General features: G+C 72.2%; 20 protein-coding genes. 4 read left to right on the top strand and 16 right to left on the bottom strand.

Going from position 1 to position 25,806, the window contains the following annotated elements; translation table 11 throughout:
• Positions 1-26: 26 nt before the first annotated feature.
• Positions 27-1,499 carry a flavin-containing monooxygenase gene (locus ADK65_RS19230; protein ID WP_053671537.1) on the bottom strand — a complete coding sequence of 491 codons (1,473 nt, stop codon included), beginning with the start codon at positions 1,497-1,499 and terminating at the stop codon, positions 27-29.
• Positions 1,496-2,440 (bottom strand): patatin-like phospholipase family protein, encoded by a 945-nt coding sequence (locus ADK65_RS19225; RefSeq protein ID WP_053671536.1) that lies wholly within the window; start codon positions 2,438-2,440, stop codon positions 1,496-1,498. Before ADK65_RS19225 ends, ADK65_RS19230 begins: the two co-directional genes overlap by 4 nt.
• 58 nt (positions 2,441-2,498) lie before the next feature.
• Here ADK65_RS19225 and ADK65_RS19220 point away from each other — a divergent pair, with 58 nt between their 5' ends.
• On the top strand, positions 2,499-3,086 hold the full coding sequence (locus ADK65_RS19220) for a TetR/AcrR family transcriptional regulator (RefSeq protein WP_053671535.1): 588 nt from the start codon (positions 2,499-2,501) through the stop codon (positions 3,084-3,086).
• A gap of 186 nt (positions 3,087-3,272) precedes the next feature.
• On the opposite strand, the gene ADK65_RS19215 is transcribed toward ADK65_RS19220, so the two are convergent.
• Positions 3,273-3,677 carry a hypothetical protein gene (locus tag ADK65_RS19215; protein ID WP_053671534.1) on the bottom strand — a complete coding sequence of 135 codons (405 nt, stop codon included), beginning with the start codon at positions 3,675-3,677 and terminating at the stop codon, positions 3,273-3,275.
• Between the two features lie 109 nt (positions 3,678-3,786).
• Positions 3,787-5,994 carry a hypothetical protein gene (locus ADK65_RS19210; protein WP_159038803.1) on the bottom strand — a complete coding sequence of 736 codons (2,208 nt, stop codon included), beginning with the start codon at positions 5,992-5,994 and terminating at the stop codon, positions 3,787-3,789.
• 650 nt (positions 5,995-6,644) lie between these two features.
• Between ADK65_RS19210 and ADK65_RS19205 the strand changes: the two genes are divergently transcribed.
• Entirely contained in the window at positions 6,645-8,093 is a 1,449-nt protein-coding gene (locus ADK65_RS19205) for a flavin monoamine oxidase family protein (protein ID WP_053671532.1), read from the top strand.
• 25 nt (positions 8,094-8,118) lie between these two features.
• Here ADK65_RS19205 and ADK65_RS19200 read toward each other — a convergent pair whose 3' ends face one another.
• Positions 8,119-10,023, bottom strand: coding sequence for a chorismate-binding protein (locus ADK65_RS19200; protein ID WP_053671531.1), 1,905 nt, complete (start codon positions 10,021-10,023; stop codon positions 8,119-8,121).
• A gap of 167 nt (positions 10,024-10,190) precedes the next feature.
• Here ADK65_RS19200 and ADK65_RS19195 point away from each other — a divergent pair, with 167 nt between their 5' ends.
• Complete coding sequence (locus ADK65_RS19195; RefSeq protein WP_053671530.1) at positions 10,191-11,375, top strand: FAD-dependent monooxygenase; 1,185 nt, start codon at positions 10,191-10,193, stop codon at positions 11,373-11,375.
• Positions 11,376-11,443: 68 nt separating this feature from the next.
• Here the strand turns inward: ADK65_RS19195 and ADK65_RS19190 are convergent, their stop codons facing one another.
• The 7 genes from ADK65_RS19190 to ADK65_RS19160 all read right to left on the bottom strand — a co-directional run bounded on the left by ADK65_RS19190 (position 11,444) and on the right by ADK65_RS19160 (position 19,279).
• Entirely contained in the window at positions 11,444-11,644 is a 201-nt protein-coding gene (locus tag ADK65_RS19190; RefSeq protein ID WP_053671529.1) for a tautomerase family protein, read from the bottom strand.
• Positions 11,645-11,696: 52 nt separating this feature from the next.
• A complete protein-coding gene (locus ADK65_RS19185; protein WP_053671528.1) occupies positions 11,697-14,000 on the bottom strand; it encodes an ATP-binding cassette domain-containing protein in 2,304 nt (767 codons plus the stop codon).
• A gap of 63 nt (positions 14,001-14,063) precedes the next feature.
• Complete coding sequence (locus ADK65_RS19180) at positions 14,064-15,857, bottom strand: gamma-glutamyltransferase family protein (protein ID WP_053671527.1); 1,794 nt, start codon at positions 15,855-15,857, stop codon at positions 14,064-14,066.
• A 67-nt stretch (positions 15,858-15,924) separates the two neighbouring features.
• On the bottom strand, positions 15,925-16,785 hold the full coding sequence (locus ADK65_RS19175; RefSeq protein WP_053671526.1) for a PhzF family phenazine biosynthesis protein: 861 nt from the start codon (positions 16,783-16,785) through the stop codon (positions 15,925-15,927).
• The gene (locus tag ADK65_RS19170) at positions 16,782-17,741 is read right to left on the bottom strand and encodes an LLM class flavin-dependent oxidoreductase (RefSeq protein ID WP_107092330.1); all 960 of its coding nucleotides are present in this window, start codon (positions 17,739-17,741) and stop codon (positions 16,782-16,784) included. The genes ADK65_RS19175 and ADK65_RS19170 overlap by 4 nt, the downstream gene beginning before the upstream one ends.
• 75 nt (positions 17,742-17,816) lie before the next feature.
• On the bottom strand, positions 17,817-18,773 hold the full coding sequence (locus ADK65_RS19165; RefSeq protein ID WP_053671525.1) for a hypothetical protein: 957 nt from the start codon (positions 18,771-18,773) through the stop codon (positions 17,817-17,819).
• Positions 18,770-19,279, bottom strand: a complete 510-nt coding sequence (locus ADK65_RS19160; RefSeq protein WP_234352914.1) for a VOC family protein — start codon at positions 19,277-19,279, stop codon at positions 18,770-18,772. The genes ADK65_RS19165 and ADK65_RS19160 overlap by 4 nt, the downstream gene beginning before the upstream one ends.
• A 192-nt stretch (positions 19,280-19,471) precedes the next feature.
• Here ADK65_RS19160 and ADK65_RS19155 point away from each other — a divergent pair, with 192 nt between their 5' ends.
• Complete coding sequence (locus tag ADK65_RS19155; RefSeq protein WP_053671524.1) at positions 19,472-20,176, top strand: O-methyltransferase; 705 nt, start codon at positions 19,472-19,474, stop codon at positions 20,174-20,176.
• Positions 20,177-20,262: 86 nt separating this feature from the next.
• On the opposite strand, the gene ADK65_RS19150 is transcribed toward ADK65_RS19155, so the two are convergent.
• The 4 genes from ADK65_RS19150 to ADK65_RS19135 form a co-directional block, all read right to left on the bottom strand.
• A complete protein-coding gene (locus ADK65_RS19150) occupies positions 20,263-21,756 on the bottom strand; it encodes a 4-hydroxyphenylacetate 3-hydroxylase family protein (RefSeq protein ID WP_053671623.1) in 1,494 nt (497 codons plus the stop codon).
• Between the two features lie 113 nt (positions 21,757-21,869).
• Positions 21,870-22,499 carry a flavin reductase family protein gene (locus ADK65_RS19145; protein ID WP_234352913.1) on the bottom strand — a complete coding sequence of 210 codons (630 nt, stop codon included), beginning with the start codon at positions 22,497-22,499 and terminating at the stop codon, positions 21,870-21,872.
• Complete coding sequence (locus ADK65_RS19140) at positions 22,492-24,540, bottom strand: chorismate-binding protein (RefSeq protein ID WP_078956051.1); 2,049 nt, start codon at positions 24,538-24,540, stop codon at positions 22,492-22,494. The genes ADK65_RS19145 and ADK65_RS19140 overlap by 8 nt, the downstream gene beginning before the upstream one ends.
• Complete coding sequence (locus ADK65_RS19135) at positions 24,537-25,754, bottom strand: 3-deoxy-7-phosphoheptulonate synthase (RefSeq protein ID WP_078956050.1); 1,218 nt, start codon at positions 25,752-25,754, stop codon at positions 24,537-24,539. The genes ADK65_RS19140 and ADK65_RS19135 overlap by 4 nt, the downstream gene beginning before the upstream one ends.
• Between the last annotated feature and the right edge of the window lie 52 nt (positions 25,755-25,806).

Below are 25,806 nucleotides of genomic sequence, written 5' to 3'. Positions count from 1 at the left end.
CCGCGCGGTGTCCGGCGACGGCTTCCCTACCGCGCTCGGCCTTCCACGGGGGACGCGGTGAAGTCCTCCGGATCGAACCGACCGACGTCGGTGCGGAGCCGCCCGGTGGACCAGGGCCAGCTGAAGCTGTTGCGGCCGTTGGCGTCGAGGTAATAGCTCCTGCATCCACCGGAGTTGTACACGGTGCCGGCCAGCGCGGACTGCAGCCGGGCGTTGTACGCGGCCTGCACGTCGCCGCGTACCTCCAGCGCCGCCCAATTCCCCTCCCGTGCGGCGCCGATGGCGCCCAGGACGAGGTCGAGCTGTGCCTCCAGGATGGCGAACGCCGACGAGTGCCCGGTGCCCAGGCCGGGGCCGAGCAGCATGAAGGCGTTGGGGAAGCCCGCCACGACGGTGCCGAGATATGCCTCGGGGGAGCCCTGCCAGCGGTCGGCGAGCGAGCGGCCGGCCCCGTCGCGGACCAGGCCGGCGAGCGGCGTGTCGAGAATACGGAAGCCGGTGCCGAGGATGACCGCGTCCACCTCGGCGGCGCTGCCGTCGGCGCCGTGCACCGTGTTGCCCTCGACGGCGCGCACCGCGGTGGCGTGCACGGCGACATTCGCCCGGTTCAGCGCGGGGTAGTAGCGGTTGGAGAACAGGATGCGCTTGCAGCCGATGGTGTAGTCGGGGGTCAGCTTGCGGCGCAGTGCGGCGTCGCGCACGGTGGCCCGCAGATGGGCCCGTGCGACGGCCTGGACGCCACGCATCAGCCCGGGGCGCCGGAATCCGCGCCCGAGTATCTCCATGGCCCGGTACTCCAGGCCCGCCACCGCGGCTCGCGCGCCCGGCAGGTGGCGCATGGCCCACCGTTCGGCCTTCGGTATGTGATGGTCCAGCTTGGGCAGCACCCACTGCGCGGTGCGCTGGAACAGATGGAGCCGGGCGACGTCGGGGGCGATCGCCGGGACGAACTGCACGGCCGAGGCGCCGGTGCCGAGCACCGCGACCCGCTTGCCCCGCAGGTCGTAGCCGTGGTTCCAGCGCGCGGAGTGGAACACCTCGCCGGCGAAACCGTCGAGGCCGGGGAGGTCCGGGACGAGGGGCTCGTTCCACGGGCCGGCGCCGGCGACCAGGAACCGGGCGGTGAACTCCCCGGCATCGGTGCGGACGAGCCAGCGGGCCGGGCCGGGCTGCCATCGCGCTCCGGTCATCCGCACCCCGAACCGGGTGTGCTCGCGCAGCCGGTGGGTGTCGGCGACCCGCCGCACGTACGAGAGGATCTCCGGCTGATGCGCGTACACCCGCGTCCAGTCCGGGTTCGGTGCGAAGGAGTAGCTGTACAGGCGGGACGGTACGTCGCACTGGCACCCGGGATAGGTGTTGGCCCGCCACGTGCCGCCGAAGTCGTCGGCCGCCTCGATGATCAGGAAGTCCCGGATGCTGGCGCCGCGGAGCCTGGCCCCGGCGCCGACCCCGGAGATGCCGGCGCCGATGACGATGACCTCGAAGTGGGTGCTCATACCGTGATGCTCCTGTCGATGGCCCGCTCGACGCGGCCGGGTGCGGTGCGCAGGGAGACGTCGAGGGTGGCCCCACGCCGTCGCGGGTCCATGAAGTTGGCCCCCATCACGGCCAGTTCCTCCACGCCGGGCTCGATCCGGACGACACGGCAGCCCGCCGCCCGCAACAGGCGCTCCTCCGCGTCGACGGTCCGGGTCATCCAGCGGCGCAGGACCCGTTCGAGACGGCTCAGGCCGGTGGCGGGTGCGCCCCCGGAGGAGGACATGGGCGCGACGATCACCACCTCGTCCAGTCCGAGGGGGGCGAGGAGATCCGCCGAGGTCGGGGACACCGCCCCGCCGTCGAGGTAGGTCCGCCCGTCGATCCGCACCGGTGGGAACCAGCCCGGGATCGCCCAGGACGCGGCGATCGCGCTGCCCAGGTCGGTGTCCGGCGCTCCCGGCGCCCCGAACGCGACCCGCCGGCCCGAGCGCGCGTCGGCCGCGACGAGCCACGTGCGTGTGGACCGCGGCCAGGGGCGGTCCTTCGCCAGCGCGGCCCCGAATCGACGCAGCCACTCCGCATCACCCCGGCCGCGCGGTAGCAGGCCCACCAGCCCGGCACCCGGCGAGACCCGGCCGCGTACGGCAGCCGCCGTCAGTCCGGCCCCCGGCAACCCGGGCCACGGGAAGGGAGGCAGCGCACCCGGATGGGCGCGGACATGTCCGAGCAGCACCGGGTCCGCACCGGGCTCTCCCCGGACGGCCGCGAGCAGATCGGACACGGACCGCCCGGAGCCAAGAGCGGACACGACCTCCGCTCCGGCGGACGTCCCCACGCACACCTCGGCGGTCCGCGCGTCCCAGTCCAGTTGCTCTTCCACCGCGGTGAGCGCGGCGACCGTCCAGGCGAAGCCGAGCGTGCCGCCGCACCCGACCACCAGCGCACGCCGTAAGGCCATGGATTCTCCCGGAATTCAGATATCAATGGAATCCGGAAGCTAGCGGTAATGTGCAGGCGTGGCAAGACTGACCCGGGCCGAGAGCCAGGCCCGCACCCGCGAACACGTCCTCGACACCGCTCACGAGCTCTTCCTGCGCGACGGCTTCACGACGACCTCCATCGAGCGGGTAGCGGAGGCCGCCGGCTACTCGAAGGGTGCGGTGTACTCCAACTTCGCGACCAAGAACGAGCTCTGCCTGGCCGTCCTTGACCGCATCGCCCTGCAGCAAGTGGCCTACATCGCCGCCGCGATGGGCGAAGCGCCCCGCTTGGAGGACCGGATCGCTGGTTTCGCGCGGTGGGCCGAGCAGCACATCGGTGACAGCTCGTGGACCGCGCTGGAAGTCGAGTTCGCCACCGCCAACCGCCACGACGCACAGGTCTGCGAACAACTCGCCCACCGACGGCGCGCCGTCACCGAGACCCTCGCGGACCTCATCCGGGTGCAGATGCGGGAACTGGGCCGCACGCCCCACATGCCCGCGGACACCGCCGCCTTGACCCTGCTCAGCCTCGGGATCGGCATCGGCGTCCAGCGCGCGTTCGACCCCACCGTCCCCGTTCAGCCTCTCGTCGACCTGCTCCGCCGGCTCATGACCGGCTGACCCCGGCGCGGCAGACCGCGGGCACGGGGCTTGCGCCGGGGCCTGGTGCCTGGTGTGGGACTCGAGCGGCACCACTTGCCCGTCCCCAACTGCCGCTCCGTGAACGCGCGCAGGTCCTGCTTCGTGGTTCGAAGCAGGACCTGGCGTCCGTTGCCCTTGTCCGCGTGCCGTACCGGCCCGCAGTGCCTAGCCGGTTTTCAGTTCCACTTCACAGTCGAGGGTCTGTGTGTAGTCCTGGTCGCCCTGCCGGTAGTCGAACCGGCACTCTCGGGCGCTTCCCCGAGGGGGAGAGGTGATCTTCAGTTTGGCAAGGTAGAAGATGTCGCTCTCGGCGCCGGGGGCTACCTTCACCGGCTTGTCGATGTGGTTGGTCAGTCTGGCGAAGTCGGGGGCGTCACCGCCTTCACGTACCAGAAGGGGGACGCCCTCGGTGTCCACCTTGCTGTACGCGCCGTACTTCAGCACCTTGATTCCGTGGGGAACGTGGATCACTGCCACGTCAGTGATCTCGATAGGGTGCGAGGTGGTGTTGGCCGGTACGGGCAGCGCGAACCACCACGTCTCACCGACCTTGGCATGCTCGGTCCCCACGACGCCGCTGGACTGGGCGCCCTCGCTCGCCAGTGCCCGGCCGGACTTGACCGAGTCTGTCGGGGACGAGCAGGCACTGAGCGCAACGACAGCGATCGCGACCAGCAGGCTAGAACGAGAAGAAAATGCCCGGCTTGCCCGAGACCCTGTCATTCTTCCCCCAGATGTCGTGCCGGGACCCCGTCTTCATTCCCGCGGTGATGCGCTGCTTGTGTTCCCTGTCGAACTGCGTGGAGCCGCCCAGGGTGACACCGAAGGCAGTGACCGCCCCGGACCATTTGATGCTCCGGTTCTTGGAAAGCTGGAAGTACGCTCCGCGTTCCACGTAGGCCCGATGGGACTTCGGGGAGTTGTAGTAGGCGGTCATACCGTCCTTGTTGCGCACGTCCTTGCCGTACTTGCCGGTGGCGCCGCCGGCGGGGACATGGTACTTCCCGGCCTGAATCTTGTACTGGGTGAAGGTGTTGCCACCACCGCACTTCCAGATCATCTTGATCTTCTTGTACTGGATGGGCACCTTCCACTGCTTGGCGAAGTGCGGCCCCCGGTTGGTGTATCCGGTAGTGACGGACATCGAGGAACCGAGCGTCACCGAGCCCTGGATCGACCAGTTCGAACCGGTCTTCACCGCGACCTCCATGTTGGAGGCGAGCTTCTGGTCGTAGTCCACGCTGGCCTTGGCGTCCCAGTAGGCATGTCCTTCCGCGACGGTCGTGTAGTAGGTCTTCTTGTCGACGACCTTTTCACTGGTCTTGTCGCATCCGCCGTCATACGGCTCGATGGACATCCGCTTCGTGTCCACACCACCGACCATGTACGGGTCGGCGTTGGAGGGGTTGCCCACATCGCTCTGCCACATGGGCAGCGGGCTGTCGCCGAGGGTGTCCTGCGCCAGGGCCTCTTGCTGCGCGCCCCAGCTCTGGGTGTACTCCTGCTCGGTCGGCTGTGGTGCGGTGTCCTCGACGAGGGGGAGGACCGGTGCCGGCTTCGCGGAGTCCTCCGCCGCCGTTGCGGCCAGCGCCTGAGCGGTGGCGGGGGCGGTGGCCGGCGCTGCGGTCACATGGTCCACACCGCGCATCGGCACGCCGGTGGAGGTCTTCCCCATCACGCTGGCCATGGCGTTGACGGCCCCGCCGTTCTCAGCGGCCGCGCTGCTCACGGAGGCAGGAAGCGTGGCCGGGAGCTCGAGCTTCCACGTGCCGTCCGACGCTGTGGTCGCGGTACCGAGCGTGGTCAGCTCGCTCTCCGTGGCGCTTTCCTCAGTGACGTTGTCGGCCTCCACTCGAACGGTCATGCCGGCGGCCGGCCGACCGTCGCCCAGGACGAACTTGCCCGAGAACTGCGCGGGGTCCACGGGCTCGGAGCCCGCGGTGTCATCCGTAACGGCTGGTGGAGGAGTCTCCGTCTCGGTCGGCATGCTGCCGAGAAGGGGCTTGGTGTCCGGCGCATCCACCAGGCACGAGGCGGTATCGGCGAACACGTCGCCGTACAGGCCGGTCATGACATCATCGTTGGCCAAGGCCAGCGCGGTGGTTCCCGTGTAGCTTCTGACGATGCCGGAGTAGTCCCTCGCGCTGGTGGCGGTGTAGACGGAGCCCGGTCCCGGGCTCCATCCGTTGACCGCGTCAGTCAGACCTGAAGCGAGGAGAACGCCGCTGTCCGGCAGGACCGGTATGGTTCCCTCCTCACGGTAGTCCCAGGCGCGGATCTCTCCGTCCTTCAGCGTGAAGATCCGATTGCCGGCCGCCCAGACGTCATCGGCGTTCTTGAACGCGAGGACGCCCGGTCTGTCGGACGGCAGCGTACCGAGGAGGCTCACCGTTCCTGCTCCGGTGGCCGGATCGCTCTGCTTGAACACCTCAAGCTTGCCGCCTTCATGGACGGAGAAGATGCGGCTGCCGTTGGACCAGACCCGCTTGCGGGTGGTCCAGTTCACGTCGTACGTGCGCGCGGGGGCCAGCAAGCTGCCACCGGTGTCGGTCTTGTCCTTGTAGGACTTCAGGACGCCCTCATTGGTGATCTCGTAGATCACGCCCTGCCCACCGGTGAACACTCGGCTCCCGTAAGGAATTTGCGCCGTCTTGCCGGTGTCGAGCATCGTGCCGTTGGTATCGCCGTTCTTGGGATCCCAGTCGACGTACTTCCGCAGCAGGCGCGGCTTGGCGACGTTGGTCCAGCCCGTACCGGGGGTCGCTTCCATCACGTATGCGGCAACGTGGCTTCGGCACGATTCGGCGGCCTGCGCGACGGGCGAGAAGAGCGGACTCGGGATCGTGATCCCGCCTGCGAGGAGGGCCGTCAGGCAGGCGGCGTGCACCGCAAGCCGAGTACGGCGTGCAGGAGGTGCCCCCTGCGCATGTGGATGAGTCACTGAGATGTCCTTCTGGTACACCGGGCGGGTCGCTGCCCTCCAGACGCACACTGTTCGCTTGAGAACCACAGGTGGTTGGGGGTGTTGACCCGACTCGTCGAACGAGCGTCCGAGGGGGCACGAACAGTAACGCGCGGGTGATCATTCGAGGCAGACATGCTTCGAGGGCTGGCCGAATTTGATCGTTCCCGGCATGTGCCGAATTCGGAAGGGTCGAACCGGGCAAATAGAGAGTTTGAACCCATGGATGCCCTGCGGGGGACCTGTGAAGGTTGAATGATGTTGACTCGATTCAATCACTCAGAACCTCAGGAGAGCCTCAACGACTGCCCAGGTCAGCCACCTGAGACCCGCGCTACGGCGTCCGAGTCGAGGATCACGGGCCGTCGACCCTTCCGGCACTCCCGCAGCTCCGTCTGAGGGGCTGTCCGGCAACGTACCGGGCTTCCGCACAGGCGTGCCGGCCGGAACATGGCCCCGGCGGCAGGTGGTAGACGAACAAGTAGCGGCACAGGTACGGGTATTCGGCCATCGGGCCGCTGAACCACCGCAGCACGGAGCCGTCGAGCCACCGAACCACGGAAACGGAGCACGCCATGCGGGAAGCCACTCAGACCGAGGTACGACATGCCTTCGACAGCGGACTGCCGGGGCTGCGGCCCCCGCGATCCGTCATCGTCGTCGGCGCCGGACTCGCCGGACTGGCCGTCGCCCACGAACTCGCCGCGCGGGACTGCGAGGTGACCGTCCTGGAGGCGTCCGACCGGCCCGGCGGGCGCGCGTATACCTTAAGGGCGCCGTTCGCCGACGGCCTGCACGCCGAGGCCGGCGCGATGACGCTCACCCCGCACTGCCACTACGCCATGCACTACCTGCGCGAACTCGGCGTCGAGACGGACACCGCCGACCTCCTCGGCACCACCTTCTCCTACTTCGCGCGGGGCCGCTTCTTCACCCCGGACCCGGAGTCCGTCGCCGAGGCCGGGCTCGACCTGCACCCGCACGAGAAGGACCTCGGCGTCGCCGGCATGATCGAGCGGTACGTCTCGGCTGTCGCCGACAGCCTCCAGCCCGACCTGAGCGCCCCCGACTGGGCGGTCACCCAGCGCCTCGCCCCCTACGACCACCTCTCCGTGCACGAGGTCCTCACCGACCGGGGTGCCTCCCAGGCGGCGATCGACCTCATGGAGCCCCTCTTCCTGGAGATGCGCGGCGGCGACCTGAAGTCGGCGTCCGCGCTGTCCTGGCTGCGCCACGAGGCGAGCCCGCACTCGCTGGGCAACGCCGACCCGCGCTGGGCCAAGGTGAAGGGCGGCACCGACCGCTTCCCGCAGGCCTTCGCGGAGCGGCTCAAGAGCCGCGTCCACTACCGCCGTCCGGTGGTCCGCGTGGAGCAGGACGCCGAGCGGGCCCGGGTCACTGTCCTCGCCCACGGCCGGATGCAGACCCTGGAGGCCGAACGGGTCGTCGTCACCGTCCCGTTCAGTGCGATCCGGCACATCGACTTCACCGAAGCGGGCCTCTCCGACGCCAAGCACGACGTGATGCGCCGGGTGAAGTACGCCTCGATCGTCCGCGTCTACCTCCAGATGCGCCGCCAGTTCTGGCCGCAGCACAACGCCAGCTTCTCCACCGACCTGCCCATCCGCTGGATACGCGACGCCACGCCCCGGCTCCCCGGCCCCCGCAAGATCCTGGAGTGCCTGATGACGGGGTGGCGGGCGCGGGCGGTGTCGGTCATGACCGAGGAGGAGCGCCTCGGCTTCGTGCTCGACGAGGTCGAACGGATGCTGCCGGGTGCCCGGGAGCACTTCGAGACCGGCACGTCCGTCTGCTGGGACCAGCGCCCGTACGCCGAGGGCGCGTACATCCTGCCCGAGCGCGGGCACAGCGCCCTCATGCCGGTGATCCGCAGGCCCGAGGGGCGCATCCACTTCGCCGGCGACCACGCCGGTTTCGAGCCCAACGGCGGCTCGATGACCTTTGCGCTGGAGTCCGCGGCCCGCACCCTGGTGGAACTCGGCGCGGCGGCCGGGGAGTCCTGAGCCCGCGCCGGCGGGGCCGGGGGAGTCAGCCGAGGAGTCGGCGCAGCACCCCGGCCCCGTCGGTGGTCAGCACCGACTCCGGGCGGAACTGCACGCCCCGCACGGCACGTTCGCGCAGCGCGATCACCTCGCGCCCGTCGGGGCCCGACACGATCGTGTGGGCGTTGCGGAAGGCGGCGGTGACCGGCCGTCCGAAGACCTCCACCTCCCGCGCCGGCCCGGCCCCGCCCTTCCTCGGCACGACCCGGGCGTCCGGCAGGGCGGCCAGCGCCAGCACCTGGAAGCCGAGGCCCACTCCCGCCACCGGGGGCCCGTCGGGCGGCCGCTCCCGGACCAGGGCCGCCGCAGTGCGGCGCAGTCCCGCCATCCGTGCGCACCCGGGGTCGTCGGGGCGGCCCGGCCCGGACGCCAGCAGCACCGGCGCCGGGTGCCGGACCAGGATGCCGGCCACGCCGGGGGTGTCGTGGCGGACCACCTCGGCCGGGCCGTGCACCGCGGTCACCAGGTGCAACAGGGCCGCCAGTTCGGTGGGGGCCTCGCCGCCCGGGTCGAGCACCAGCACCGGGGCGGCGTCCATGGGCGGTGCGGCGGCGCCCCGCGTCCAGAACGACGACAGCGCCGCGTGCCGCCGGGCCAGGGCGTCCCGTACCGCCGCGTCCAGGTCCGGGTCGGTGCGGGCGCGGGGCGTGCGCGCCGGCCCGGCGGCGGGAACGTCCGCCGTGAGGGCGCTCAGCACCGCCCGTGCCTTGGCCCGCGTCTCGGCCGCCTCCGCCTCCGGCGACGACCGGCCGCCCACGGTCGCCCCCACCGACAGCCGTGCCTCGCCCCGGTGGTCCACGATCAGGGTCCGGATCACCGCCGCCGTGTCCAGCTCCTCCTCGCCGGCCCCGTCGCGGCCGATCAGCGCGAGGAGACCGCCGTAGTAGCCGCGCCCGGTCGCCTCGTACCGGTGGATCGCCCGGCACGCCCGCGCGTACGGGCTGCCCACCACCGTCGACGCGAACAGGGCCCGCGCGAGGGTCTCCCGGGCCCCGGCCGCCGCGGGCCCGCTGATGCGGCACTGGGTGTGCACCAGGTGCGCCATCTCGCGCAGGAACGGCCCCTCCACCCGTACCCCCGGCCCGGCCAGCCCGCACAGCACCGCCAGCTCCGCGTCGACCGTGGTCGCCAGCTCCTCCGACTCCTTGCGGTCGGCGAGGAAGGCGAGCAGGTCCCCGGCGCGCGTCCCCTCGGGCGGACGCCGGTACGTGCCGCACAGCGGGTTCATCACCACCCGGCCGCGCTCGACGCCCACATGCCCCTGCGGGCTCGCGCCCACCAGGGTGACCGGCCGCGTGCCCCCGGTGTGTACGACGAAGGTCCAGTACGCACCCGACTCCGTGGTCAGCAGCCGCCGGAACAGCTCCACCGCCGCCGCGGGTCGGAAATTCGGAAGCCGCGCGGTCCAGTCCCGGCGCAGCAGGACGTTCAGCCCGTCCCGCGCCGCGTCCGACGCCACGAACTCCCGTACCAGGTCCTCGTACTGCGCGTCGGTCGTCGTGAACCCGGCGTCCTGCCACTCCACCGGCTGTTGCGCCGGCGCGTGTCGGCCGGTGAACGCGTCCTCCGGCAGGACGTGGTGCTCGCGCACCCGCAGCACCCGCAGCGGCGTACCGTCGTCGTGGCACGGCAGACCGTGTTCCGTCAGCAGCCGGAACGGCAGCAGCGCCAGCAGACCGGGACCGGGCGCTGCACCGGTCGCACCCGCCCCGTCCGGTGACCGGACGGTCTGCACGGCCTCGATGGACTCCGCGGTCTCGACCGCCCCGAACAGCAGCTCCACCGGGGCCGGTCCGGGTGCCCCGGGGTGCTGCCTGCGCAGCAGCGCGAAGGGCGGCACGTCCGCCCCGTACAGCCGCTCCAGCGCACCCGCGTCCGCCGTCGGCCTCATCGACCGCGCTCCCTCCCGGCCGGCCGCGCGGCGGCCCGCCCGAGGCGATTGGTTTCCCTGCGGATAATACTTTCAGCCTGACGGGCAATAAGTAGCCCGTCGGAGGGGCCACTTGCCACCCCCCGGTCGCGCCACCCCGTCACTCGACCGAGTCCCCGTGAGGTGTCATGCGAATCGCGATCATCGGAGCCGGACCCGGCGGCCTCTACACGGCCGCGCTCGTCAAGCGGCTGAGGCCGGGAAGCGAGATAGACGTCTGGGAGGTGAACGCCCCCGACGTGACCTTCGGCTTCGGCGTCGTCTTCTCCGAGGGGGCGCTCGGCGGCATCGAAGCGGCCGACCCCTCGCTGTTCGCCGCGCTCGGCGCCGAGTGCACCCACTGGTCGAGGATCGACGTCCACCACCGGGGACGCACCACGCGCAATGGCGGCTACCGCTTCTCCGCGATCGGCCGCCGTGCCCTGCTCGGCATGCTGCGCGCCCGCTGCGCCGACCTCGGCGTCACCGTCCGCCACGGCACCCGCGCGCCCGAGGCGGGCGCGCTGGCCCGGACGTACGACCTGGTGGTGGCCGCCGACGGCGTCAACTCCGCGACCCGCGAGGCCCGTCGGGAGGAGTACGGCACCGAGACCACCCGGCGCGGCTCGCGTTACCTGTGGCTCGGCACCGACCGGGCCTTCACCGCGCTGACCTTCGCCGTCGCCGAGACGGAGTACGGCACGCTGCACGCCCACGCCTACCCCTACGCCCCCGGCCTCAGCACCTTCATCGCCGAGGTCGACGACCGGGTGTGGGAGGCGGCCGGGTTCACCGAGGGCGACGCCGGCACGCCGGACGGCTCCGGCCGGAGCGACACGAACCGGCTCGCGGACCTCTTCGCCGACGTCCTGGACGGCCACGATCTGCGCACCAACAGGTCGCGCTGGGGCCGCTTCGTCTCCGTGCACAACCGCCGCTGGAGCCACGGTCGCGTGGCCCTCCTCGGCGACAGCGCCCACACCACGCACTTCTCCGTCGGCTCCGGCACCCGTCTCGCCATGGAGGACGGCCTGGCCCTCGCCCTGGCCCTGGACGACCACGGGTCGGTCCCCGAGGCGCTCGCCGCGTACGAGGCGGCGCGTCTGCCGGAGGTCGCGGCCATGCAGCGCACCGCGCGCACGAGCCAGGAGTGGTTCGAGGAACTGGAGCAGTACGTCGACCTCGAACCGGAGGCGTTCAACGCCCACCTGATCACCCGCAGCGGCCGCCTCACCCGCGACGACCTCGCGTCCTGGTCCCCGGAGCGCGTCGAACACGTCCGTGAGCGCTTCGCCCGCGCCGACCGCAGCCCGCGCGGAAGCGCCGTCCGCTGAACCGGCGGCCCCGGCCGCCCCGGGAACCCCGGGGCCGCTCGCGCCGGCCCCGGCAGCTCCGGGGCAGGTCACGAGGGGGAGGCGCGACGCTCGGCCACCGACCGGCCGCCCACGAACCAGCGGTCCGGCGGCGTATCCTCCACGATCACGCGGACGGCCTCCGCCGGGGCGCCGAGGGCCTCGTGCGCCGCGGCGGTGAGCGCCCTGCCGAGGGCGGCCACCTCCTGCGGCGTCCGGCCCTGCAGCAGGGTGACGCGGATGAGGGGCATCTCCGACTCCTTCCGTTGCGTGCCCGGGACGGTGCGCCCCGGGCACGGCGTCTCAGGACGAGGTGTGCTTGCGCGCGGCCCGCAGATCGGCCGCGAGACAGCGGCCCGTGTGCGAGTCCTTGGACCGGGCCAGCTCGGCGGGCGTGCCCTCGAACACCACCCGGCCGCCCTGGCTGCCCGCCTCCGGGCCCAGGTCCACGACCCAGTCGGCGTGCTTGACGACGTCGAGGTCGTGCTCGATCACCAGCACCGTGTTGCCGCCGTCCACGAGCCGGTCGAACAGGTTCAGCAACCGGCGTGTGTCGCTCATGTGCAGGCCGGTGGTCGGCTCGTCGAAGACGTAGACGGTGCCGGTCTCCTTCAGGCGGTGCGCCAGCTTCAGCCGCTGCCGCTCGCCGCCGGAGAGCGTGGACAGCGGCTGGCCCAGGGTGAGGTAGCCGAGCCCCACCTCGGTGAGGAGGGCCAGCTTGCGCCGTACGGGCGCGTCGTCGAAGAAGTCCGACGCCTCCTCGGCGGTCATGGCGAGGACGTCGACGACCGTCCGGCCGCGCACGGTGTGGCGCAGCGCCTCCTCGTTGAACCGGCGTCCGTCGCAGCGCTCGCACACCGTGGTGACCGGGTCCATGAAGGCGAGGTCGGTCTCGATGACGCCCTTGCCGCCGCACTCCGGGCAGGCGCCCTCCGAGTTGAAGCTGAACAGTCCCGGCTTCTCGCCGGAGGCACGCGCGAACCGCTGCCGCAGGCTGTCCATGATGTCGGTGTACGTCGCCGGGTTGGAGCGCGCGGAGATGCCCACCGACGACTGGTCGATCACCACGGCCTCGGGGTACTGCGCGGTGAACACCTTCGACACGAGGGTGCTCTTGCCGGACCCGGCCACGCCGGTCACCGCCGTGAGCACGCCGGTGGGGAAACCGACCGTGACGTCCCGCAGGTTGTGCAGCTTCGCCGCCCGCACCGTCAGCTCGCCGGTGGGGGAGCGGACCTCCTCCTTGAGCCCGGTCACGCTCCGCAGCTGCTTCCCTGTGACGGTGTCGGAGCGGCGCAGCCCCGCGGGCGTGCCCTCGAACGTCACCTCGCCGCCGTCGCGGCCGGCTCCCGGGCCCATGTCGACGACGTGGTCGGCGATCGCGATGACGTCCCGGTCGTGCTCCACGACCAGTACGGTGTTCCCCTTGTCGCGCAGGGCGAGCAGGATGTCGTTCATCCGCCGCACGTCGCGCGGGTGCAGGCCGACGCTGGGCTCGTCGAAGATGTACGTCAGCCCGGTCAGGCTGCTGCCCAGGTGGCGCACCATCTTGAGCCGCTGGGCCTCGCCGCCGGACAGGGTCCTCGTCTGCCGTCCGAGGCTCAGATAGCCGAGGCCGACCGCCCGGATGCGCTCCAGCGCGGCCCGCGCGCCCGCCACCACCGGCTTGACGGCCGGCGCGTCGATCCGGGCGAGCCGTTCGATCAGGTCGGTGATCTCCATCGCCGAGAAGTCCGCGATGTTGTCGCCGTCGATGCGTGAGGCGAGGGCGGCCTTGTTGAGCCGTCCGCCGTGGCAGACGGCGCAGGGGCCCTGGGTCACCACCCGCTCGATCTCCGCGCGCTCCTTGCTCTTCGCGTTGTCCAGGCCGGGGGTGATGTGCCGGCGGGTGAAGCGCTCGACGATGCCCTCGTACTCGTTCTTGTAGACGCCGTTGCGGCCCTGCCGGTCGACGGTGAACCCCTTGCCGTGCAGCAGCAGTTCGCGGTCCTCGGCGGAGAAATCGCGTAACGGCTTGTCGGGGTCGAAGAGCCCGGACTCGCCGTACAGCTGCCACTGGAAGGTGCCGACCGCGAAGGACGGGAACCGGATCGCCCCCTCGTTGAGGCTCTTGTCCTCGTCGAGGAGCTTGCCGAGTTCGAGGCGGACCGTCGTGCCGAGGCCCTGGCACTCCTCGCACATGCCGCGCGGGTCGTTGGGCGAGTACATGTGGGAGGGGCCCGCGCTGGGGGTGCCCGCGCGGGAGAACAGCACCCGCAGCATGGGCAGGATCTCGGTCATCGTGCCGACCGTGGAGCGGGCGTTGCCGCCGACCTGCCGCTGGTCGACGACGATCGCCGTGGAGAGGTTCTCCATCACCTCCGCCGCCGGCCGTTCGTACTTCGGCATCCGGTGGCGGACGAAGGCCGGCAGGGTCTCGTTGAGCTGCCGCTGCGACTCGATCGCCAGGGTGTCGAAGACCACCGAGGACTTCCCCGACCCGGAGACCCCGGTGAAGACGGTCAGCTTTCCCTTGGGGATGCGCAGGTCGACGCCCTTGAGATTGTTCTGACGGGCCTCGCCCAGCACGATGAAGTCCTCGGCGTGGTTCTTCCGGTGAGCCTCCATGTCAGCACCTTCCGCGATAGGACGGGTGGTTTCCTGTGGGAAATCATTCCATGTCCTTCCCTCCTACCCCGCGACCGCGTACGCCTGCGCGCCGCGCGGACTCGCCGCGCCGAGCACCAGCCCGTCCCCGGTCAGCCCGGTGGCGCACACCTTGCTGAGCGAACGGTCCGCCACCAGGTCCACCTGATGCCCGCGCCGCCGCAGCGCCTCGACCTCCTCCGCGGGCCAGCCGCCCTCCAGGACGACGGTCCCCGGGCGGAAGCGGCGCGGGGCGAACGACGTGGGCACGTGGTCGGTGTGGAAGGTGCGCGCCTCGATCGCCGCCTGCGGGCCCATCCCGTGCTCCGCGTGGTGCAGGAAGAAGCTGAGCGTCCACTGGTCCTGCTGGTCGCCGCCCGGCGTCCCGAACGCCAGGTACGGCCGGCCGTCCCGCAGAACCAGGGTCGGGCTGAGGGTGGTCCGCGGGCGCTTGCCCGGTGCCACCGTGTTGGGGTGGCCGGGGGTGAGGGTGGCCATCTGCCCCCGGGTCCCCAGCGGGAAGCCCAGCCCCGGCACCACCGGGGAACTCTTCAGCCAGCCGCCGCTGGGCGTGGCCACCACCATGTTGCCCGCGGCGTCGGTGGCGCTGACGCAGCAGGTGTCGCCGGTCGCCGCGGTCAGCTTCATGATCGCCGGGATGCCCTGTTCCAGCTCGCCCAGCCAGGCCGGGTCGGCGGGCGCACCGCTCTCGTCGTGCAGCGGCGGCAGCAGCGGTTCCCGCCCGCCGGGCCGTCCCGGCCGCAGCTCGTGGGAGGCCTCCGCGCCCAGCAGCGCCCGACGCGCGGCGGAGTACGCCGGGTCCAGCAGGGCGTCGACGGGGACGTCCGCGTGATCCGGGTCGCCGTACCAGGCCTCGCGGTCGGCGAAGGCGAGCTTGGCGGCCTCGACCACCGTGTGGACGTAGTCCGCGCTCTCCGGGCCCGTCGCCGTGAGGTCGGCGTCGGCCAGCAGGGCGAGCTGCTGGAGGAAGACGGGGCCCTGCGACCAGGGGCCCGCCTTGTGCACCGTGAAACCCCGGTGGCCGAGGCTGAGAGGCCGCTCCAGGCCCGGCCGCCAGGCCGCGAGGTCCGCGCCGGTGAGCAGGCCGCCGTTGAGCCGCCCGGTGGAGTCCATCTCCTCGGCCTTGGCGAGGTAGGTGTCGATCGCCTCCGCCACGAAGCCGGTGTAGAACGCCTCCGTCGCCGCGTCGATCCGTCCCTCACGGTCCCGGCCGGACGCCTTCGCCTCGGCGAGCAGCCGCCGGTAGGTGCGGGCCAGCGCCGGGTTGGTGACCAGCTCCCCGGGGCGCGGGGCGACCCCGCCTCGCAGGTAGGTGCGGCCCGACTCCGTCCAGGTGTCGCGGAACAGCTCCGTGAGGGCGCCGATCATGGCGGCGCACTTGGGCAACACCGGGTAGCCGCGCTCCGCGTAGCCGATGGCGGGCTCCAGCACGTCCTCCAGGGGCAGCGTGCCGTACTCCTTCAGCAGGCGGAGCCAGGCGCCGAAGGCGCCGGGGACGACAGCGGGCAGCAGCCCGGAACCGGGGATCACGGCCAGACCGCGCTTGGTGAAGGCCTCCACGGTGGCCGCAGCGGGCATCGGTCCCTGCCCGCAGACGACGTCGACCGCGCCGGTCCCGGAGCGGTGGGCGAGGATCGGCACGTCGCCCCCCGGCCCGTTGAGATGCGGTTCCACCACCTGGATGACGAAGGCGGCGGCGGTCGCGGCGTCGAAGGCGTTGCCGCCGCGGTCCAGCATGGACATGCCTGCCGAGGAGGCCAGCCAGTGGGTCGAGGCAACGGCACCACGGGTGCCGTGCAGTTCCGGTCGGAAGAGCACCGAGGTATTCCTTTCTGGTCATCCGGTCATCCGGTCGTCCGCGGTCGTCACGCGTACGGGACACGACCTACCGCCCGGGGAGTGTCATTCGGCCGGAGGCGGTGGCGGTGACCCGGCCGTGGACCGTGGCGGCGGTGGCCCGGCCCTCGGTCAGGTCGACTGTGCAGGACAGGGTGGCCGGGCGGCCGATGTCCTCGCCCTGGCGGACCTGGTAGGAGTAGCGGCCGTCGGTGCCGGGCAGCGCCTTCTCCCGCGCCAGCCAGGCGCCCAGGCCCAGCGCGGCGGATGCGCAGGCGGGGTCCTCGGGCATGCCGTAGCCCGGGGCGAACACGCGGACGGCGGCGGTGCCGCTCGCGGGGTCCCAGGCGACGAGCACCGCGTCCGCGCAGTCCGCCCAGACCGGGTCGGTCAGGTGAGCCGAGGCGCGGGCCAGGGCCTGCGAGTCCACCGGCAGGACGTGGAACGCCGGCCCGAAGCCGGTCAGGTGCGGGGTGCCCGCCAGGTCGGCGTCCGTCAGCCCGCAGGCCGCCAGCAGCGGGCCGGGGTCCCACTCGGGGTGCAGAAGCGGCTCGCCCGCGACGCACAGGGTCGAGCCGTCGGCGCCGGCGGTCAGGGCGAGCTGCCGCCCGCCGCACTCCTGCACCGCCTCCCCGGCCGCCAGCCGCCCAGCGCGTACCAGCACGCTGGCCGTGCCCACCGCGCTGTGGCCGCCGAACGGCGACTCTCCGTCCGGGGTCATCACCCGCACCCCGTACGTCGATCCGGGCAGACGGGGCGGCACCACCAACGCCGTCTCGGTCAGGGCGATCTCCCGGGCGACGGCCAGCATGTCGGCCGACGAGAGCTCCGCCGCGTCAGGGACCACACCGAGGGCGCAGCCGTCGTAGGGGGTGTCCGTGAACATGTCGACGATCTCGTACGCGATCAACGTCCCTCTCCTTCGCTGCCCGGTACGCCGCCCGGCCGCACCGGCGCGGGCCCGGTCCCCGGCGCCGCCTCCCGCGCGGGGAGCAGCACCTCCTCCGCGACCGCCTCCAGCACGCGCGGGTCCCCCTGGTAGGGGAAGGACGCGCGCGGCCAGTGCACCACCAGGTCGGTGACGCCCAGCTCACCGAAGCGGCCCACCGCGTCCCGGTAGGACTCGACGGAGTCGAGCACACCGCCGACCAGGGCGCCGGTCAGCAGCAGCCGGTTCAGCGTTCCCGGATCGCGGCCGGTCGCCTCACAGGCGGCGTCCAGCTCGTCCAGCTGCCGGGCGATGTCCGGCAGCGCCTTCTCGTAGGGCAGTGCGTCGAAGCGGCCCGGCGGACCCGCCGTGACCCAGGTGTCCGCCCGCCGGGCCGCGAGCCGCATCCCGCGCGGGCCGGTCGCGGCGATCGCGAACGGCAGCCGGGGCCGTGTCAGGCACCCCGGGTTCACCGGCACGTCCTCGAAGGCGTAGTGCTCGCCCGCGTACGAGGCGGTCCGCTCGGTGAGCAGCCGGTCCAGCGCCTCGACGAACTCGGCGAACCGTTCGGCTCGTTGACGCGGGGTCCGCTCGGTGGGGTCCACCACCCGGTCGTCGAGGCCGCCCGCCCCCGCGCCCAGTCCGCAGACGAAGCGGCCCCCGGCGACGTCCTCCAGCGACATCACCTCCTTGGCCAGCGTCACCGGATGGCGGTAGGTGGGCGTGGCGACCATCGTGCCCAGTGTGATCCGCGAGGTGACGGCCGCCGCGGCCGCCAGCGTGGGCACACAGGCGAACCAGGGATCGTCCCGCAGCCACCGCCACATCAACTGGTCGTAGGTCCAGGCGTGGTCGAAGCCCAGGCGCTCGGCCAGGACCCACTGCTCGCGCGCCCGCGACCAGCGCCGCTCGGGCAGGATCACCACTCCGTGCCGCACGCGTACTCCTCCTTGTTCGTGCTCGTCCGTGCTCGTTCCGTCCGTCGGCGCTCGGTCGCGCCGGCCGCCGGCCGGTCAGGGCGCGCTGTGGTGCAGCACCCTCGGCCTGAGCCGCCGGGCGGCGGCGTCGATCCGTTCCAGGACGGCGGCGAAGCCCTCCTCGTACTTCCGCCGCACCTCCTCGCCCCGCAGTTCCTCGGGGAAGACGGCTTCGTCCTCGGGCGTGAGGCCGGGGTACAGCCCGTTGGTCGCCACGTCCTGGGTGATCGCGCGCAGCCGGCACCGCAGCTGGCCGACCAGCTCCGACGCGTCGACCGGCGCCCGCAGGGTGAGGAAGTAGTGGTCGTAGATCAGGGCCTGGGTCTCGGGGCGGGTCGGCGTGACCTCCGCGGCCGACTCCTGGAGCAGCGAGCGGCCGCCCGGCACCAGCTTGGCCGCCACCCCCGCGTGCACCGTGTGGTACATCCGCACCGCCTGCTTCAGCCGCTCGGCCTCGGGTGTCCCCTCCCACTCGGTCTTCTTCCCGCGCAGCAGCGAGCGCACGGGGACGAAGTCCGGGGCCCAGGTCCCGCTGAAGCTGCGGTGCTGGAGGTACATCGAGGGCCGGATGACCGTGCCGTAGACGTCGGCGGGGCAGGAGCTGGTGTACAGCAGCATCGCCGTGTAGGCGTCGGTGAGGTCCGTCATCGCCCGCAGGGAGGGCGCCGGGTCGGAGCGCGAGCGGGCCTGATGCAGGGCGTGCGCCGTCAGCTGCCAGATGGCGAAGGTGGCCTGGTGACCCGTGATCCAGCGGAACCAGAACAGCTGGTGGGCGATCTCCTCGGCGGCGAGGGCCGGCCCGGTCCGCGGGCACGGGACGTCGCGGTCCGCGCGGTACGCGTCGGCGGGCAGCACGTCGGATATCGCGGTCTCGGTCCCCGGCGTCGGCGGCTCGGGCAGCGTCAGCGGCTCCAGGCCGTACGGGAAGTCCCCGAAGTCCCAGCCGTCGGGAACCGGCAGCTCGGTGACGGTGCGGTGGATGCGCGTGCTCATCGGTCTCCTCCTGGCGGCACATAGGTGAACTCGAACTCCAGGCCGTTGACGTCGAGGACGTAACAGCTCTGGACGCCGTCCGCGTCGATGACGATGTCGGTGGGCTTCTCGTCACCGGCGAACGTGAAGCGGCCGGACTCGTACAGCCGGAACCAGCGCTCGCGCCAGGCCCGCAGCTCCTCGGGGGAGCCGGTCGCCAGGCAGACGTGCTGGAACTGGCGGGTGTTGGCGCCGGGGACGGCGCCGTCGTGCCCGGTGCGCTCGAAGAGGTGGAAGCGCAGTCCGGCCACCATCACCTCGGTCAGCCGGGTGATGCCGGGCAGGCGGCTCAGCGTCAGGTCGGAGAAGGTGTCCAGCGTCCAGTTGGTCCGGCAGCCGAAGAACTCCTCGTACCAGGCGGCGCAGTTGTCGAGGTCGTCCGTCTGCACGCCCACGTGGTGCAGCTCCGGTACGAGATCGAGATCGAGGTCCGTCGTTCGCTCTGTCGTGGTCCCGGTTCGGGGCAAGATTCTGCGCTCCTCTCGGTGCGGTCGTGCCAGGGAGATGAAAAGGCGTTATCTTTCTCGTTCAGGCAGGCGATTTCCCGGAAACTCGGTTCTCTAACCGACAGGTATAAGTGGACGAAATGAATCCGTCGACTTTCTGGAATTTCATCCTTCCGGGTGTCGAATTTCCTCCTCACAGGGAACACTGGAGTCATGACACAGAATCAGTGGAGCGCGGTGGACGGCTACTTCGACGCGGTTTTCGGTGACGAGGACCCCGCTCTGGCCGCCGCCGCCGAGGCACACATCGGATTCGACCTCCCCGATATCGGGGTCTCCCGCTCCCAGGGAAAGCTGCTGCACTTGCTGGCCCTCGTCCAGCGTGCCGAGCGCATTCTGGAGATAGGCACCTTCGGCGGCTACAGCTCCATCTGGCTGGCCCGCGCCCTGCCGCCCGGCGGCCGACTGGTCACCATCGAGTGGGAGCGCTCGTTCGCCGAGACCGCCGCCGGCCACCTGGCGCGGGCCGGCGTCGCCGACCGTGTCGACCAGCGGGTGGGCCGCGCCCTCGACATCCTGCCCGACCTCGCGAAGACCGCCGAGGAGCCGTTCGACCTGGTCTTCATCGACGCCAACAAGCCCGACACCCCCGAGTACTTCGACTGGGCGCTCGAACTCTCCCGGCCCGGCGGCGTGATCGTCGTCGACAACGTCGTGCTCGGCGGCGCGGTCGCCGACGCCGGCAACCCCGACGGCGGTGTCCGCGGGATGCGGCGCTTCCACGAGAAGGTCGCCGCGGAGCCCCGGGTGAGCGCCACCACGATCCAGACGGTGGGCGCCAAGGGCTACGACGGCTTCACTCTGGCCGTGGTCCTGCCCGGTCGGGACGACCGGCCCGAGGCGGCCGACCTGCCCTGACGTCCGGCGGGAGGGCGGCCCCGCGGGGGCGGCGGCGGACCGGACACCGGCCGCCCGCCGCCCCCGTCGCCGTGCCGCCCGGCCGCTCATGCCTGGTCGGGCCCGATCAGGTCCGGCGCCGTCCAGCCGTCCAGGTCGTACTCCGCCATGCACTCCTCGGCGAAGCCCCGGTAGCCGTCGACCAGACCGGACGCCGTCTGCGCCATGAGCAGCTCGATGCGCACGTTCTCGTGGTTGCCCGAGTAGTTGCGCTCGTACAGTTCGTGCCGGCCCGCGAACTCCGTGCCCACCGAGTCCCAGATCAGCTTCATCAGCTTGACCCGCTCCACCGAGTCGTATCCGTTCGACCCCCGCATGTACCGTTCCAGGTGCGGCCGCAGTTCGGGGTTCTGGAAGTCCTTGGCGTGTGAATTCAAGTAGATGAGACCGCTGCTGAGGTCCTGCAGAATGATCTCGCGGACGCGCGGATAACCGATCGTCATGAACCAGCGGTACGCCATGCCGTAATCCAGGTTCGGCAGCAGCCCGCCGTCGTGCCACGCGTTCGGATTGTGCGCCATCGCGTCGCTGAGACCCCAGAACATGTTCCGCCAGGCGAGCACCTCGCCCACCCGGGTCTGGATGCCCCGGAAATCCTTCGTCCCGGTGACGTCCAGCCCCTTGAGCAGAAGACCGGCGAGGAAGTCCAGTTTCACCGCGAGCCGGGTCACGCCGTGGAAGGTGAGCCGGTGCGTGAACCCGGAGGTGTTCAGGAAGGTCCCGGCCTTCGCCGTGTCCCCGTAGATGAAGACGTTCTCCCAGGGGATCTTCACCTTGTCCAGGATGAAGACGGTGTCGTTCTCGTCGAGGCGGCTCGACAGCGGGTAGTCGAACGGGCTGCCCATCCGGTTCGCGGCCAGCTCGTACGACTGACGGCAGACCAGCTTCACCCCCGGCGCGTCCATGGGCAGCGTCGCCACGAGCGCGAACTCCTTCTTCTTCACCGGCAGTCCGTAGTGCGCCACGAAGTTGAAGTGGGTCAGCGCCGACCCCGTGGCCACCACCTTCGCGCCGCTGACCACCAGGCCGTCGTCGCACTCCTTCTCGACGTGCACGAAGACGTCGCCGACCTCGTCCGGCGCCCGGTGGCGGTCCACGGGCGGGTTGATCACCGCGTGGTTCCAGAACAGCACCCGCTCCTGCGCCTCCGCGTACCAGCGGCGCGCGTTGTCCGCGAACTCCCCGTAGTACTCCGGGTCCGCGCCCAGCGTCACCAGGAAACTGGCCTTGTAGTCCGGGCTGCGCCCCATCCAGCCGTACGTCATCCGGGCCCACCGGGCGATCGCGTCCCGGTCGCCGACCAGGTCCTCCACGCTGCGCGGCACCCGGTAGAACTTGTGCGTGTAGCCGTCGCTGCCGGTGTCCGTGGGCGTGGTCAGCGTGTCGTGGTGCTCCGGGTCGTGCAGCGCGTCGTACAGCCGCGCGGTCATCCGTGCCGTGTTGCGGAACGCCGGGTGCTTGGTGACATCGTCGACCCGCTCCCCGTACGCCCAGATCTCCCGGCCGTCGCGGATGCTCTCCAGGTACTCGTCGCCGGTCATCGGGCGGGTCGTGCGGCGCGGTCCGGTGCCCCCGGCGGCCCCGGTACCGTCGGCGATGCCGGAGCCGGGGGAGCCCGGCGTGCCCGCGGTGTGCGTCGTGTCCGTCATGTGCGTCAGTCCCCTGTCCTGTCGGTCCTGCCGGTTCGGTCGGTGCGATCGGTCCGGTCGGGCTCGTCGTGCACCGGGAGGTGCGCCACCGGGTTCATGCCGTCCAGGCACAGCGACCAGGCGACCGCGGAGTCGTCCGGCGCCAGCTCCGGGAAGGCGCCGCCGTGGAACAGCAGCGGCCGTCCCGGGCGGCTCTCGAACTCCTGGACGCTCCCGATGTGCAGCGTGTGGTCGCCGCCGTCGTGTATCTGCCAGGGCCGGCAGACCAGGTGGGCCACCGTGCCCGCCAGCCGCGGGTGCGGCCCGTCCTCGTCCACCCACCGCACCGGCTCCGCCATGGGCCGCCCGGCGAAGTGCATGGCCAGGTCGCGTTGTGAGGCGTCCAGGATGTTGACGACGTAGTCGCCGTCCTCCCGCAGCAGCGCGCCTGCCCGGCTGCGCCGGTCCAGCGCCACCAGGGCCAGCGGCGGGTCCAGCGACACCGAGGTGAACGCGTTGACCGTCGTGCCGTGGACGAGGTCGCCGCGGCGGCAGGTGATCACCGTGACCCCGGTGGCGAACTGGCCCATGCAGCTGCGCAGGGCGCGCGGGTCGATCGGACGGGGCGCGGTGTCCACGCCCCCTCGCTCAGGCATGCTCATGGGTCCCCCTGGACTCCCAGGGGCCGGCGCCGCGGACACCGGCCGCACAGCTGTCGTGGACGCCCGGCCGGTGGGCCGCGGCCGGTGCCAGGGCGCCGGTCAGCAGGTCGGCCAGGATGCCGGGGCCGTCCTCGGTCAGGAACGACTCCGCGTGGAACTGGATCGTGGACAGGGCCGGGCCGCGCAGCGCGATCACCTCGTCGCCCACGCGCTGCACCTGGACCGGCCCGCCGGCCAGCGGCGGGTGCAGCCAGTCGTCGTCGGCCCGCGCGGCATAGCTGTTGTAGAAGCCGGCCATGCGGGGCCTGCCCCACAGCGGGACCCGCAGCCGCCTGCCCTGCGCAGGGTCCGGCAGCCGGGCCACCCGCAGCCCCAGCAGGGTGCACACGACCTGGTGCCCCAGGCAGACCGCCGCCAGCGGCAGCCCGGCCGCGAGCCGGTCGGCGGCCGTGGCCCGCAGGGCACGCACCCGGGGATTGGAGACGTCCCGCGGATCGCCCGGCCCCGGCCCGAGCAGGAGCACCCCGGGCGCTCCGGCGACCCCGCCGCCCGCGCCCGCCGCCCGGTGCCAGGGCACCAGCCGCACCGCGCAGCCCAGCGACCGCAGTTGGTAGGCGAGCATCGACGTGAATCCGTCCTCGGCGTCGACGATGGTCACCTCGGCGCCCGCGACGGACCGGGCGGCGGGGGCGCCGCCGCCGGTCCCGCGCAGCCAGAACGCCGCCAGCCCGTCGTTGCGGGCGGCCAGCGCGCCGCGCACCGGACCGGCCTCGGCCAGGCCCGCGGCGGACGCCTGGACCGGCTCCTTCGCGGACCGCCGCCCGGACAGGGCGTCCAGCAGGCCCGACAGCTTGGCGGTGGTCTCCGCCGTCTCGTGCGCGGGCACCGACTCCCGGACGACCGTGGCGCCCGCCGTCAGCCGCACCGAGCCGTCCGCCCCGAGGTCCGCCGTCCGCAGCATCAGCGCCGCGTCCAGCCGCCGCTGCCCGCCCTCGCGGCCGAGCAGGGCGATGACCCCGCTGTAGTAGCCCCGGCCACGTGGCTCGTACCGCTCGATCACCCGGCACGCGTTCTCCACGGGGCTGCCGGTCACGGTCGGGGCGGGCATCGTGGTGCGCAGGATCTCCGTGAGCGGGCGGTCCGAGCGACCGGAGAGGTAGTACTCGGTGTGAGCGAGCCGGGACATCCACTTCAGGGACGGCCCGCTGACCCGCACCCCGTCGCCGCACAGGGCGGCCATCATCTTCAGTTCCTCGTCGACGACCATGTACAGCTCGTCGGTCTCCTTGGGGTCGCGCAGGAAGCGCAGCAGCCCCGGCAGGTCGGCGCCGGTGCGCGGGTAGCGGTAGGTCCCGCTGATCGGGTTCATCTCCACCCGGTCACCCCGCACCCGCACCTGCTGCTCCGGGGTGGAGCCGATCAGGTACCGGTCGCCGGTGAAGATCAGGAAGGTCCAGTACGCCCCGGTCTCCGCCGTCATCAGCCCGCGCAGCACCGCCAGCGCGGCCGTGCGGTCGAAGGCGCGGACCCTGCCGTGCAGACTGCGCGCCAGCACGAAGTTGGAGCCCTCACCGCGGTGGATCTCGTGGTGGACGATGCCGTCCACCGCCGCCGCGTAGTCGTCGTCGTCGATGTCGAAGCGGGTCTCCTCCACCCGCGGCGCCCGGACCGGCAGGCAGGCCAGCAGCCGGTCCAGCGGGACGCACCGGTGCTCGCGCACCTCCATGGCCAGCAGCGGCTCACCGTCGTCGGGGTGCGCGAAGCCGCGTTCCCGGATCTGCCGGTAGGGGGCGAGGACGAGGGTGTCCGTGGCGTCCGTGGTGCCGGCGCCGCCGTCGGTGCCCCGGTCCGTGCGGCCGGACCGGTCCAGACCGAGGGAGTCCAGGTCGTCGGCGTGCCGTACCGGGCCGCTGAGGATCTCCACCGGCGCCGCGTGGTCGGCGCCGGGGCGGTGCAGCACCGCGAAGGGGCGGCCCGGCGGCGGCAGCAGCACGTCATGGGCCTCCGCCGGAGCGGTGGCGGGGGGCACACTCATGCCGCCACCCCCACCGGCAGCCGCCAGTGCGCGGCGGCCGCGACGGCCTGGACGAGGCTGAGCCGGGGGTCGCACAGGCTGCGGTAACCCGGCCCGCGCACCGGGACGCAGCCCGCGCCCTCGCACTCGGAGATGTCGTCGGGGGAGGCCTCCAGGTGCAGGCCCGCGCACCGCTCGGAGTTCTCCGCCAGGAGGTCCACGCACTGCCGGATCTCGGACATGATCGCGTCGAGGCGGCGCGTCTTGAGCCCGTCGGGCGTCTTGACGGTGTTGCCGTGCATCGGGTCGCACATCCACAGCACCGGATGCCCGGCCTGCCGGACCGCCCGCACCAGCGGGGCCAGCCCGGCGACCCGGCCCGCACCGAACCGGGCGATGAGGGTGAGGCGGCCCGGGGTGCGGTGCGGGTCGAGCACCGCGCACAGATCCAGCACCTCGTCGACCGTCGCCTCGGGCCCGATCTTGCAGGCCACCGGGTTGTCCAGCTCGGCCATCAGCCGCACGTGCGCGAAGTCGGCCTGCCGGGTGCGCTCGCCGATCCACGGCCAGTGCGTGGACGCCAGGTAGCTGCCGCCGTCCGCGTGCCGCCGTACCTGGGGGAGTTCGTAGTCGAGCAGGAGCGCCTCGTGGCTGGTCCACACCCGGTCCTCGGGAGCGGCGCCCTCACCGCGTCCGAGCCGGTCGAGGGCGGTCACGGCGCAGCGGGCGGCCTCCAGCCCGGCGACGACGCGGGACGGGTCGGGGGTGCGGGCCTCCCCACAGGCGTCCGGCGCGTTGACGACGGGGCCCCGGAACACCGGGAGCCGTCCCCCGGGCACGGTCTCCCAGTCGTCGGAGCGGGGCTTGGCGAACTGCCCGGCCATCCGCCCGACGCGTACGACGGGCAGCCCGGAGCCGGTGCGCATGACGTCACCGAGAACGTCGAGCATCTCCACCTTGCGTTCGACGTCACATGGCTCGCACTCGGTGGTCAGCTCCACGCAGTCGCCGGCCTGGATGAGGCAGAACTCGCCCTCCGCGGCCCGCGCGAGGAGCCCGCGCAGCTCGCGGACGCTCGCGTACGACACCAGCGGGGACTCGCGGGCCAGTCGGTCGTGCACCGGGGCCAGGAGGGAACGGTCGGGCCAGCGGGGCTGCTGGCGGGCGGGGAGTCCGGCCACCATCGAGGTGATCAACGGGTCGTGTCCGGCGCCCGGAAAGGGGTATCGAGACATGCTGTCGGCCTTCTTTCGGAGACGGTCCCGTGGGGGTGGCCGCCTGCGGATG

Origin of the sequence: Streptomyces sp. NRRL B-1140 (genome assembly GCF_001280065.1) — a bacterium.
Classification (GTDB): Bacteria; Actinomycetota; Actinomycetes; order Streptomycetales; family Streptomycetaceae; genus Streptomyces.
This window is presented reverse-complemented; position numbering and strand designations above follow the sequence as displayed.